Origin of the sequence: Desulfitobacterium sp. (genome assembly GCF_034927245.1) — a bacterium.
Taxonomy (GTDB): Bacteria; Bacillota; Desulfitobacteriia; order Desulfitobacteriales; family Desulfitobacteriaceae; genus Desulfitobacterium_A.
Genome location: NZ_JAYFQK010000011.1, coordinates 50,221 through 63,048, shown reverse-complemented (window position 1 = coordinate 63,048; position 12,828 = coordinate 50,221). Strand labels below are relative to the sequence as shown.

At 45.9% G+C, this 12,828-nt stretch carries 9 protein-coding genes; 3 read left to right on the top strand and 6 right to left on the bottom strand.

Features of this window, described 5'->3' with window-relative positions:
- Nucleotides 1-89: 89 nt before the first annotated feature.
- The 6 genes from glmS to VB077_RS03595 form a co-directional block, all read right to left on the bottom strand.
- A complete protein-coding gene (gene glmS, locus VB077_RS03620) occupies nucleotides 90-1,910 on the bottom strand; it encodes a glutamine--fructose-6-phosphate transaminase (isomerizing) (RefSeq protein ID WP_323413853.1) in 1,821 nt (606 codons plus the stop codon).
- A 558-nt stretch (nucleotides 1,911-2,468) separates the two neighbouring features.
- Nucleotides 2,469-3,803 carry a phosphoglucosamine mutase gene (glmM, locus tag VB077_RS03615; RefSeq protein WP_323413852.1) on the bottom strand — a complete coding sequence of 445 codons (1,335 nt, stop codon included), beginning with the start codon at nucleotides 3,801-3,803 and terminating at the stop codon, nucleotides 2,469-2,471.
- A 115-nt stretch (nucleotides 3,804-3,918) separates the two neighbouring features.
- A complete protein-coding gene (locus VB077_RS03610) occupies nucleotides 3,919-5,523 on the bottom strand; it encodes an NAD(P)/FAD-dependent oxidoreductase (protein WP_323413851.1) in 1,605 nt (534 codons plus the stop codon).
- Between the two features lie 35 nt (nucleotides 5,524-5,558).
- Complete coding sequence (locus VB077_RS03605; protein WP_323413850.1) at nucleotides 5,559-6,788, bottom strand: YbbR-like domain-containing protein; 1,230 nt, start codon at nucleotides 6,786-6,788, stop codon at nucleotides 5,559-5,561.
- Nucleotides 6,789-6,790: 2 nt separating this feature from the next.
- Nucleotides 6,791-7,603 (bottom strand): diadenylate cyclase CdaA, encoded by an 813-nt coding sequence (gene cdaA, locus VB077_RS03600; RefSeq protein ID WP_323413849.1) that lies wholly within the window; start codon nucleotides 7,601-7,603, stop codon nucleotides 6,791-6,793.
- A 203-nt stretch (nucleotides 7,604-7,806) separates the two neighbouring features.
- On the bottom strand, nucleotides 7,807-8,955 hold the full coding sequence (locus VB077_RS03595) for a DUF362 domain-containing protein (RefSeq protein ID WP_323413848.1): 1,149 nt from the start codon (nucleotides 8,953-8,955) through the stop codon (nucleotides 7,807-7,809).
- Nucleotides 8,956-9,137: 182 nt separating this feature from the next.
- Between VB077_RS03595 and VB077_RS03590 the strand changes: the two genes are divergently transcribed.
- The 3 genes from VB077_RS03590 (at nucleotide 9,138) to VB077_RS03580 (ending at nucleotide 12,806) form a co-directional block, all read left to right on the top strand.
- Entirely contained in the window at nucleotides 9,138-9,959 is an 822-nt protein-coding gene (locus tag VB077_RS03590) for a CAP domain-containing protein (protein ID WP_323413847.1), read from the top strand.
- Nucleotides 9,960-10,444: 485 nt separating this feature from the next.
- The gene (locus VB077_RS03585) at nucleotides 10,445-11,086 is read left to right on the top strand and encodes a hypothetical protein (RefSeq protein ID WP_323413846.1); all 642 of its coding nucleotides are present in this window, start codon (nucleotides 10,445-10,447) and stop codon (nucleotides 11,084-11,086) included.
- A gap of 85 nt (nucleotides 11,087-11,171) precedes the next feature.
- The gene (locus VB077_RS03580; RefSeq protein ID WP_323413845.1) at nucleotides 11,172-12,806 is read left to right on the top strand and encodes a hypothetical protein; all 1,635 of its coding nucleotides are present in this window, start codon (nucleotides 11,172-11,174) and stop codon (nucleotides 12,804-12,806) included.
- Nucleotides 12,807-12,828 lie beyond the last annotated feature (22 nt).

Genomic DNA, 12,828 nt, shown 5'->3' with positions numbered 1-12,828 from the left:
TGGTATTATAACTTACGACAAATATAGTTATAAGTTATGACAAAATTAAATATAACTCACAACAACAATCCGATTTAAAAACTCCCCACCTACTCCACCGTAACGCTCTTCGCCAAATTTCTTGGCTTATCAACGTCACAACCCCTTGCCACAGCAACATAATAAGCAAGAAGCTGAAGCGGAATAACGGTCAGGATAGGAGCGAGCTCAGCCACTGTTTTTGGCAAATAGATCACATGATCCACCGACTTACCTAAATCTCTGTTTCCTTTGAAGGTAATCCCGATAACCTTGGCATCCCGGGCTTTGACCTCTTTAACATTTGATACCGTTTTATCATAGACATCCATTTGGGTAGCTATGGCGATAACCGGCGTCTTCTCGGTAATCAAAGCAAGGGTACCATGTTTGAGCTCCCCGGCAGCATAAGCTTCCGCATGGATATAGGAAATTTCCTTCAATTTCAGAGCGCCTTCCATAGCTACATTCCAATCCAGGCTTCGGCCAATGAAGAACGTATCTTCCACTTCTACGAAAGATTGAGCAAAATCCTTGATATCCTTAGCTTGCTCTAATATTTCTTCTGTTTGATCCGGTATCTCTTTGAGAGCGCTGACCACTTCCCCGATCTTCTCAGGCGTCATGGTTCCGCGGGTCTGCGCGAGATAAAGGCCGAGTAAGACCATACCTTCCAACTGAGTAGTATAGGCTTTCGTAGATGCTACTGCAATTTCAGGCCCTGCCCAAGTATAAATCACATCATGGGCTTCGCGGGAAACAGAACTGCCGACCACGTTCGTCACCGCGACAACGTGAGCCCCCAGTTTTTTCGCTTCACGAAGCGCTGCCATCGTGTCTGCCGTTTCTCCGGATTGGCTGATAACCACAACTAAAGTGTGCTCATCCACTAAGGGAGAACGATAGCGAAATTCCGAAGCAATATCTACTTCTACCGGAATGCGCACCCATCGTTCAATCAATGTTTTGCCGACTAAACCGGCATGCCATGCCGTTCCGCAAGCGACAATGAACACTTTGCGAAGATCATTGACCTCTTCGGCACTCAGATTGAATTCTTGGAGTTTGACCTCTTGTTCCCCTAAACGACCGCTCATCGTATCGCGCAATGCCTTGGGTTGTTCAAAAATCTCTTTAAGCATGAAATGGTCATAACCGCCTTTTTCCGCGGCGACTGCATCCCACTTCACTTCATAGACTTCTTTTGAGTGAGGGTTACCGTCAAAATCGGTGACTTTGACCCCGTCTCTGGTCAGAACAACCATTTCTCCATCTTCGATAATATAGGTTTTACGGGTATAGTTCAAAATCGCCGGAATATCACTGGCAACAAAGTATTCTCCCTCACCCAAACCGACAACCATAGGACTGTCCTTACGTGCCGCCACGAGCATATCCGGATTTTGACGGCTCATTACAACAAAGGCAAAAGAACCCCGCACATCCCTTAAAACTTTACGAACAGCAGCCTCCAGATCCCCTTCATAGTAATGGCTGACAAGGTGGGGAAGAACTTCTGTGTCTGTTTCCGAAATGAATTGATGACCTTCTTCCATCAATCCTTCCTTTAATTCAAGGTAGTTCTCAATAATACCGTTATGGACAACTGAAAACTGCTCAGCCGTATCCATATGGGGATGAGAATTAATATCCGATGGACGGCCATGGGTTGCCCAGCGAGTATGTCCGATTCCGATACTGGTTTGCGAATAGTTCTGACCGAGTTTTTCCTCTAAAGCGGCTAATTTTCCTACAGTCTTGCACGTCATGATCTTGTCATCCAAAACAGCGACTCCTGCAGAGTCATAACCTCGATATTCCAGTTTTTTTAGCCCCTCCAAAAGTACAGGGACAGCCGGTTGTTTTCCGATATAACCAACGATTCCACACATGGATCTTTTCTCTCCTCTCAACAGTAACAGTAACTTATTAAATATTAAATACAAAAAAAGCCACCATTTTGGCGACTTAGAAAAAATCTTGGCCACAATTAACTAAGGGGTTTAAATGAATACACTTTCCCCCTGTCTTGAAGCTTACGTTTTGTGTCGCAAATTGCTTCGCGATTTTGTCATAAGCCTTACGATGTCAAATCACCGAGAGGGACCCGCCGAAAACTTCGATAACCCTCTTCCTCGTCAACCGCATTCTCTACCAGATCTGTCTTCGATCCCGGAGTCCAATTACGGTTCAGGCGCTTTAAGGAACAGCCAAAATTATTTCTAAACCCTTACCTTATTTATACCTCATTTATACCTTCTAAAATATCTCTTCTTCCTGCCGCATCACTCCTTTACAGAACCTCATTCCTTAATTAGTGCAAAATTTAACTTTTTATTTAACTAATATAATTAATAAAAAGTTGAGGTTCATGTACTTATAATCATGCCATTAATATAATTCATAATATCAAAGTACACGAACCATTATACGCGATTTCCTTAAAATAGCTACACCAATTTTTGGATAACCTCAACAACCGATTGAGCCAAAACTTTAAGGTGCTCCTGATCAGGGCCTTCCACCATAACACGGACCAGCGGTTCTGTTCCCGATGGACGGACAAGAATACGTCCATTATCCCCTAAAGCTGCCCTAACTTCTTCGACCTTCTCCAAAAGCACAGGATGGTTCATCGATTTTTCTTTGTCTTCAACCCGAGTATTGATCAGCACTTGCGGCAGCCGCTGCATCTGCGAGGCCAGGGTTCCTAAAGGTTTTCCCTGTTCCTTAATAACGGTAAGAAGCTGAATCGCCGTAAGCAAGCCATCACCTGTCGTATTATGATCTAAGAAAATAATATGCCCGGATTGTTCCCCGCCGAGTTTAGCACCGCTGCGCAGGAGTTCCTCCATAACATAGCGGTCACCGACCTGTGTCTCATGAACATCGATTCCCGCCTTCTTAAGGGCAATTTTCAAACCAAGGTTGCTCATAACGGTCACAACAAGCGCATTTTCGGCTAATTTACCTTTAGCCTTTAGAGCAAGCGCACAGATCAGCATAATAAAATCACCGTCGACAACCTTACCGTTCTCGTCTACGGCAATCAAACGATCCGCATCCCCATCGTTGGCTAACCCTAAATCAGCCTTATGCTCAAGTACGGCTTTCTGCAATGCCGCCGGGTGGGTTGAACCGCAGCCGGCATTAATATTCACGCCATCAGGGTGATTGCAGATGGGTATAACCTCTACGCCTAACTCTTCCAAAAGCATTGGGCCTACTCGAGAAGCAGCACCGTTTGCCGTATCTAAGACAATTCGAAGTCCTTCAAGACGGCCCACCGTAGACTTTAGAAAATCGATATAACGCCGCTCCGCATCCCGTATTTCAATAACCCGGCCCACCTCACCGCCGATGGGGACATCCCAGGGTTTTTCCTCACTTTCAAAAACGGCTTGAATTTCATCTTCTATAGCATCCGGCAGTTTAAATCCCGTGGAGGAAAAGAACTTAATTCCGTTATCCTGCACCGGATTATGGGAGGCCGAAATAACAACACCGGCACTCACATCCATTGTTCGTGTCAAAAAAGCAATCCCCGGTGTCGGCAGAACGCCGACCCGTAATACATCGGCACCCACGGAACAAATTCCGGCAATCAATGCCGCTTCCAGCATATCCCCGGAAATTCGTGTATCCTTACCAATAATAATCCGGGGATGGGGATGTTCTTTGCTTAATACATATGCCCCCGCTTGCCCTAAACGAAAAGCAATGTTCGGCGTTAATTCTTGATTGGCAATACCACGAACTCCATCCGTTCCAAATAATCTACCCAAGCTTATACCCCTTCCTGAGTTATATGTTCTATCTTCGAAATTTCATATCTTATCCTATGCCAAGTTATCGTATCTGCTCACTATTCTACTTCAAGTTACGATTTTCAGCAAACATTTAAGTCGGTGGAGCATACCGGGCCATCAAACGTTCCGCCGCCCGCAGGCCATCCACCGCCGCACTGACAATTCCACCGGCATAACCGGCTCCTTCTCCGGCGGGGAAAAGGCCCATAATTCCTAATGATTCCCCGTTTTCATCACGCGTCATCCTAATCGGTGCACTAGTCCGCGTCTCAACACCGGTCAACACCGCATTTTCACCCGCAAAACCTTTAATCTTATGATCAAAAGAAATCAGGGCACGCTCAAGGACCTCACTCACCGGTTTTGCTAAAACGCGATGAAGATCAACCGGGGTTACCCCTGGGATATAACTTGAAGGGAAAGGAATATCTGCGCTCACCCGAGACGCTAAGAAATCGGGAACACCTTGCACCGGTGCATAATAATTTCTTCCGCCTGCTAAAAAGGCTTCATGTTCCCAATGGCGCTGAAACTCAATTCCTGCCAAAGGATGGCCGCTCCCAAAATCAGGTTGACCGACGGTAACGACCAGAGCGCTGTTGGCAACACCTGTGTCCCGCCGATATTCGCTCATACCGTTGGTCACCAATCGTTCTTCCTCTGACGCTGCGGCAACCACTTTTCCTCCCGGACACATACAAAAAGCATAGGCACCCCGACCTGTCAGCTGATCCTTATAGGTTAACTGATAATCCGCCGGGCCAAGCTTTGGATGTTCCTCTACTCCGTATTGGGAAAGATTGATCAATTCTTGGGGATGTTCAATTCTAACCCCCATAGCAAAAGCCTTTTGTTCAATGCGAACTTCCCGGTGCCAAAGCATTTCATAAGTATCCCGAGCACTGTGCCCAATCGCCAGTATCACCGTTTCTGCGGGGATTTCCTCGCTGCCATTGACTCGGATACCCTTCATTTTGCCATTTGCTTTTATGAGGTCTGTCAGCTTCGTTCGAAAGCGGACCTCTCCCCCTAACGCAATAATTTCTTGGCGAAGTCCTTGAACCACTTCTTTAAGAATATCCGTTCCGATATGAGCTTTCGCGAGAAAGAGTATTTCGGCCGGAGCCCCGGCCTTGACAAAAGCCTGCAATACATCTGTAATCCGGCGATCGGAAATTCGTGTCGTTAATTTGCCGTCAGAGAAAGTCCCTGCTCCGCCTTCCCCGAATTGCACATTGCTTTCCGTATCCAGGTTCCCTGTTTTCCAGAATTCGTCTACTTTCCGCGTCCGCTCGATAACCTCATCGCCTCGCTCAAGGACGAGCGGAGCATACCCGTTTCTGGCCAGTGCTAAAGCTGCAAAATAACCAGCGGGACCGGCTCCGACAACAATAGGACGATGGATTAATCTTTTCTCCGGACATGGGAAAAAAACCGGTTCCTCAACCGGCCTTTGTTTCAGATCTCTATTTCGGCTTAAAACCCGTTGAATTTGTTTAAGCGGCAATTCAAGGTTAAAAATTACGGTATAGGAGAAAAAAAGCTGGGGTTTCTTCCGTGCATCCAGTGAGCGTCGGATAATTCTTAATCCTGAAATCGATTGAGGCGGGACTTTCAATTTATGGGCCATCTGGGAAGGGAGAAGGGACTCTTCCTCCTCGACAGGTACACGAAAGTTTGTCCAAATGAGGTCCAACCCAATACCCTCCTATAACTTGATCATCGAGTTAACTATTTCACTTTTAAACTGTAGGAAACACTGGGAGTGGATATCATCTTTACTCCCGAGGGAAGCTGCCAATAGACCTTTACATCCGAATGGCTTCCTTCTGCTTGGCCTGCGGCATCAACCCAGAGTAAGATTTGACCCGCTGTTAATTGGTTTAGAATTTCCGGTATCGCTTCCACCGTAATCTCAATCTTACCTGGGGGCTGATCAAGCACCAATTCATTGGGGATATTTCTGACTTCAACATTCATATCTGTCAGCGTTTTCGTTTGAGCTGCCTTCCCAATACTGGCAACCACGGTGAAGTTTGTGCCCGAACTCATGGAAACCCCCGCGGGAAGGTTCACTTTTTCGGAGTTAATTTGAAAGGTTTTATTCTCTGATAAGCCCGCGATGCTTACCGTCCCAAGGTCAAGTGCATTAATCGCATTCAAATCCCCGGGTTTTCCCCAAACCTGAACCCGATCCGGCACCGCCTGAAGCGAACGCAAGTTCATTCCTACAGCCGGTTCCCCTTCACTTTTAATGCTTACGGGGATCGTCTTACTGGCCGCATCCTTGGCCATAATGGGTACGATAACCTCAACACTCCCCGGACTGGCAAAGAGTGTCTCCATATTCGGGGCTGAGCTAAAGATACTTTGCCCTTGCTTATCTCTAAACATAATGGGAAGCGATTTCGTCACTGACTCCGTAGCTTCGGCTATGCTCATCTCAACGGTAACTTTGTCTAAGCCTGCAAGAACAGAACCCGGCCCGCGAACATTGACAATGGAAGGTTTAATAATAGGCTCCCCTGCCATCAATCCTTCCGCAGGAGTCCCGGTAATATTCGCTTGAACAGGAAGCATCTTTTCCTGAACTGTATCAATCGTTAAGTTAACCGTTTTAGGAGTCAGTTCGACGATTTGAACCCCGGGGATGGGATCCATTTGGATTGTATATTGATGTTCACCCGGATCCGCCCCTGACAGATCAACATACGTATACAGATCATTGACATTCACGCTTGGATTATTTCCTTTCAGCCGAACACGAACAGAGGGAAGTTTTGTCATCACGATGGAATTACTCGGAATATTTTTAGTCACCAACGTTACCGTTAATGTTTGATCTCCATTCAACGTTTGCGTGGGTGTTGTATTTGTATTTGTCACCCAGAGCCAAAATAATATGGCCAAGAGCAGGGAAACTATTTTATAACCTAGATTCCTTTTTAATACCTCATGCATTTTTACGACCTCCAAAAAGGTACATAGCTCTTGCTCGTTTTCACTTGCAATTTCGTTATCAATAAGTCCCTCAGCATTTTTTCATCCAAAAAGCGCGTGATTATACCATCTATGGCAACGGAAACAGCGCCTGTCTCCTCAGAAACGATAATAACCAGTGCGTCAGAGACCTCCGATAAACCGATTGCGGCCCGATGCCGAGTCCCCAGTTCCTTTTGAATATTGGGATTCTCCGATAAAGGCAAAAAGCAGCCCGCCGCCGCCACACGATCCCCGCGAATAATCACAGCTCCGTCATGAAGCGGCGTATTCGGAATAAAAACGTTCACCAGGAACTCTGATGAAACTACGCCATCGATTTTAATGCCGGTTTCAATAAACTCCTGCACACCTGTCTCCCGTTCAATCGCCATTAATGCTCCGATCCGGTTTTTCGATAAGACCTGACTGCAGCGCACTAACTCTTCGACCACTTGCTCAAAGGCCTCTTGTCCCAAAGCTGAGGTATGACTTATAAAAAAGCGACCACGGCCAATTTGTTCAAGCGCCCTACGCAGCTCCGGTTGGAATACAACCGGCAAGGCCACAAAGAGCATCGTCCAAACTCTATCCAAAAGCCAATCGATCGTATTCAGATGCAGGGACTTTGAAATATTCGAAACAATAAGGAGAACAGCAAGTCCCTTCAAAAGTTGTACGGCACGAGTTCCCTTTATCAGCATGATTAACTGATAGAGCACGACCGCAACAACAACAATATCTATGATATTACGCCAATCCAATGGTACGCGGATCTGCGAAAGAAACTGGGCCACGGTCTACCTCCTTTGTTAATCTGAAAAATCTTGTTCGTTATTTTCTTACTACATTTTCTTTCTACGGCCTAACGGAGAATCCCTTGCCTGTCTCGAAAATTAATTTTACACTTTTATTATCACAATTGAAATAAAGTTTTTATTAAATTTAGGAGGAAAAGCCACACTACTTTATTATACCCTTTTTTATAATTAAAGGAAAATCACTTAAAAATTGCCCTCCCCAGTCTTGGTTTCTTGATTTCAACAGCTTGATGAGGACAGAGCTCTTGACAGCAAAAGCAGCGAATACAAGCGTCAAGATCAACAACCGGTCGATTCTCTTCATTCATGACCAATGCTTTAGGCGGGCAATTATTAAAGCAATCTTTGCATCCGACACACAATTCATGCCGGAAATACGGACGCGGTCGAACCCGATTCATAATAAAGCCTCGTGCCGTTTTCGGCAAAGGGACCCTGTCGATAAAATTAACCGAAGATGTTTTCGGAAGAACGAAGTTCTGAATCCGCCAAAGGGAACGCGGATCTCCTATCCATTCCACCTCTTCCAAACGGCTTGCCAGTCCCTGTTCTCGGGCGGCCATAATCGTGGGAACCTTTTCCGGTTTTAACCCAATCAAGGACGTTGCAACAACATCTAGGGCAAAAGGATCCTGACTGATCAACAATGCACCAACAGAACGGGGTTTGCCTCCCGAAGGGCCATCTCCTTCCATTCCTACGATCCCGTCCATAATACTTAAAGCAGGTTTAATGCAAGTCGCAATGTCTACTAACAACCCGGCAAAGATTTTCAGATCCGGCATTTTGAGATGATACTCTGCTTTCAAAAGTCCGGGTATAACCCCAAACAAAATCTTTACGGCACCGGTAAAGGTCATCATCCCGTGGGTTTTCAGCTTCGATAACGTAATCACGACATCAGCATCAATCACGCTCTTCGTCACGGCAAGGCTCTTCACAATTTTGCCTTCCGGATGAGAAACCAACGTTTGCCCCACATCCCAATTTAAGAGGGCCCCTGTGCGATCGGCAACCTCTTTCATTCCCGAACGTGCATAAATTCCCTGCAAAGCGCCTGTAGTATAAGGCCCGCCGGGACTGTCGCCGATGATGGGAATACCTCCCGCCTCCTGTACTAAATGAACCACTGCTTCAACGACACTGGGATGCGTCGTAACCGCTTCTTCCGGTCTTTTTTTCATGAGAAGATTCACCTTGAGCAATACCTTTTGACCAGGCTTTACAAAAACTGACATTTCGCCCAGTCCTTGCAACCCTTGGCGTAGAATCTTTTCGACATCGGCAGTATATTCCGGACAATATTTCACAACAACTTTCGGCTGCATAACTCCTCCATGCAATTTTAATGCTAAAATATTATACACTTATTTTATTACAGATCGAAAAAATTTGCCCGAAAAAATGGAACAATGTACCGGTAGGCTTGTTTAATCGCTAATGTTATACTAAGGACGATCCGAACAGACAACTTCATTTTCTTTTAAAAGTTTTAGGAGGTAATAATTAAATGAAGAAGTTTTCAAAAGTCGCAATAAGTTTAACATTCATTTTTTCAATGGGAATAGCAGTTCCCGCACAAGCAGCAATCTATGCAGCGAACAATTATTCCTCTTCAAGCGGATACAGCATACCTTTACGCAGCTATGTTTATACATCTCCCACACAAGCAGCAGCTTCCACCCCCACGAATACAACGACCAATACGGGTGCTAATACAACTATAACACCACCGGTCGCCTCACAAGCAACCCCAAGTGCCGGCTCAAGTGTGATTTCCTTAAAACCATACTTCTTAAGTTACCCGACAACCAACACTACCCCATCTACCCCTGCTCCTGCTCCTGCTCCATCACCTACACCCGGTACCCCTGTTCCGGCTCCGGCTCCGGCCCCAACTCCTGCTCCAACAACCCCAACTAGTTCAAAGACAATTCCGGCCGCAACTTCAATCAGCACGCAAGAGCAGCAGATGATTGATGAAATTAACAAAGAACGAGCCAATGTCGGTCTGGCACCGCTCAAAGTGGATCTTCGCCTAGTGGGTGTTGCTCAGGTTAAGGCCAATGACATGAAAACCAATGGATATTTCAGTCACACTTCTCCGACGTACGGCAGCCCTTATGACATGATGAAAATGGCCGGAATCCAATACTATTCTGCCGGTGAAAATATCGCCCGCAACATCTCTGTTGATGCCGCCATGGCTGCCTTCATGAGCAGCTCCGGCCACAAAGCCAATATTCTCAATGCAAACTACACCCACGTCGGTGTCGGCATCGTTTACAGCAGTTCCGGAACGTATTTTGTTCAGGAATTTGCCAGAGAATAGATATTAAATAAACTATCGAATAAACTACCAATAAAATTTGAGTCAATTCAAAGCGCGGCAAGTCCGCGCTTTTTTTATATTATCTGAAGCCACAGCCAAAATTTAGCTTGTTTATACTCTATATCACACTATTCGAACATATTCTATATCGAGAAGCAATACACCATTACCTATAAACCGATCATTGGCTACAGCGACGCAATCGCACCGTGGCTGGACTGGGGTTTACTTCTATTTCTTATTCAGGCCTTTATCTAGCTTCCGATTCCGCCCTCTTTTCCGCAGCCTTAAGCAAAGCATCCGATGCAAAAAGTACATCATTAGGCGGGGACTTTGTTCACGAAAACGACTGGCAGAGACGGGCTATGGAAATTCAAAAACATCTCCCAGAAATTGCTTCTGATCCCTCTTTCTAATTCGTCACACTTAATTTCAGAATGAATATGATACCCCGAAACCAGGATTAAAGGAGGGATATATAACCCATGACAGATGCATTTCAATTCGATCCATATCAAGAAAGGGTTTGTATCATTGTCGAGAAAGTATTTTTCAGCTGCCAACAAAGAGAATGTTTCCCCGACTTTGAAGTCGAACTTCCGCAGTCAGGAGGACCCTTTACCTTTGTCAGTATCGCCTTTAACAATGGTATAATTCTCCCCGACAGCATTGTCATTACCCCAATCCCCGGGCGTCCAAACTTTGCCCGAGCTCAATTCACCGTTCGCATTTGCTTCACAGTTACCATTAGGAATGCCGTCGGCACCCTTATCCCTATCACTGGCTGCCTTCCGGATATTCAAAAAGACATCGTTATTTTCCATCCGCCGACACGCTCAGAATTCGACTTTAACCTTCGCGTCGAAACCCGCAGCGAACTCTTAGTTCCCGCAGTCGTTTCCGATGATGACCTTGTTCTTACGGTAGGTTCCTTTGTCATCTCAAAACTCACCGGATTTGTGCAGCTTTCAATTGATGCTTTCGGCTATTGCCCTGAGCCGCCTTTCTGTGAAGAATTCCCGTCAGAAACACCGTGCGTCGATTTCTTAAATCCAAACCTAACGCCTTTCCCAACCGATTTCTTCCCGCCTCAATTACCCCAAATCCTTAAGGATCTCAACAAATAGTCCCTTCTCTTGTTAATCCTTTAATCTGTAAAAACACTAGGGCTGTCTCAGGACAGCCCTAGCCTATAACAAGGAGGTGTATCCATTGCCCTATTTTCTTCCGGTCTCACAAACGTTAATCATTAATCAACATGCATCCTTCTTCCTTGATATCAATAATGAAGGACTCTCTTTATGCTCCAACTCAAATAAGCAGATGCTCTTCGAGTTGAAAGAGCCTGTCATACTTGCCCAAGGGATCGCCGAAAACCCTAACCGAGTTCATCTCGCTTATCTTAAAAAGACGGGGGAGCTCTGTTATTCCATTGTCACGATCACCGGTGAACATCAAACCATGACACTCGGAAAACTCGATACCCGGAACAGCCGCTATGATCGCCTCATTCTTCTTCCCGTGGAAAAGGTGATACATATCTTTTATGCCGCCTCGCATGACGCCCTTCCCGATGTTTGGCGCATCAATCATCTTTTATGGAACGGGCAAACTTGGAAATCGGCACAATTAGGTGATGTCGTCCACCCGCGTCATCCCCTGTATCATGTCTTTCTGGATTCAAAATCAAATCTCCATCTTCTTATGATGACTTTTCTCGGCAATCACTCTGTCCTCCTATCCAATTTCTTTAATGGAAGCTATCATATTTGGGCCAAAAACCAAGAATCCTTAACCATCCCACGCGAAGTCATCGATATGGCAGCCCTTATCACCCCTAATAATACCGGCTGCCTATTTTGGGGAGCAAAACAACCCGGCTCTGACAAATTTGAAATCGGCTTTGCAACTCAACCCAATATGTGTGACTTTACGAGCGCTTGGCGGATTGAACCTAATCCCGTCAATGATCTCAACGGCCCGTGGAAAGGCTTTGGCGTACTCAATTCCGAAGGAATCCTCAATATGCTCCTCAATACCGATCAAGAAAGACTGTTTCAGTTCCAGTTTAAACAGAAACACTGGACTTTCGCAGCAAGTTCCCCTCCTAAGCATTCAACACTCCACCTTATTCAAAAGACAGAGTCTGTAATCAATTACACGGAATGGCTGTTGAATCACGAGGAACCGTATACCCCGTTATTTCCCCATGAAATTCAGCTCTCATTTGAACTGCCTAAGAACTCAATCCCTCAAGCGCCCATAGAAGCCTCAAATTCGGTCCCCGTCTTTAAACAAACGGCTTCCTCGCAAATTCAGCCCGCTTTCGATCCCCGCTCCCTCCCCAAGGCGGTTCATGAATCAGAAAGTTCCCTAGCCAAGGTTTCGGGTAATAGGAATATAGCAGGGACGGGGATAGGGGCAGAAACAGAAATAGAAGCTAGGGTTGCAGTTGGGCCTGCTGTTGATACTGCAGTTGGATCTGCTCTTGAGTCCGCTATTGATACCGCTGTTGATACCGCTGTTGATACCGCTGTTGAGCCCGAACCCGTGCTTGACGAACCCGGGCTTGAGACCACCCATGAAACCGGGAAGGGGAGTGACTCCGCCGCACTGCTCAGTGATATTAATGAAAAACTCGAGGGTATTCCCGAATCCTTGAGGGAACTCCTTCAGGAAAAAACAGCCTCACTTATTGACACGATAGAATATCTTACCCTGCAAAGCCTTGAAACACAGGAAGCCCTCACTTCCCTAGAGAAAAGAGTTGACGATCTGATCGATTCTCAAGAATTGAAAAGGAAGAAAGGATTTTGGGCACGATGGTTAACATCCATGAAAGAATGAATTTAGGGGAACTGTTAAAGGA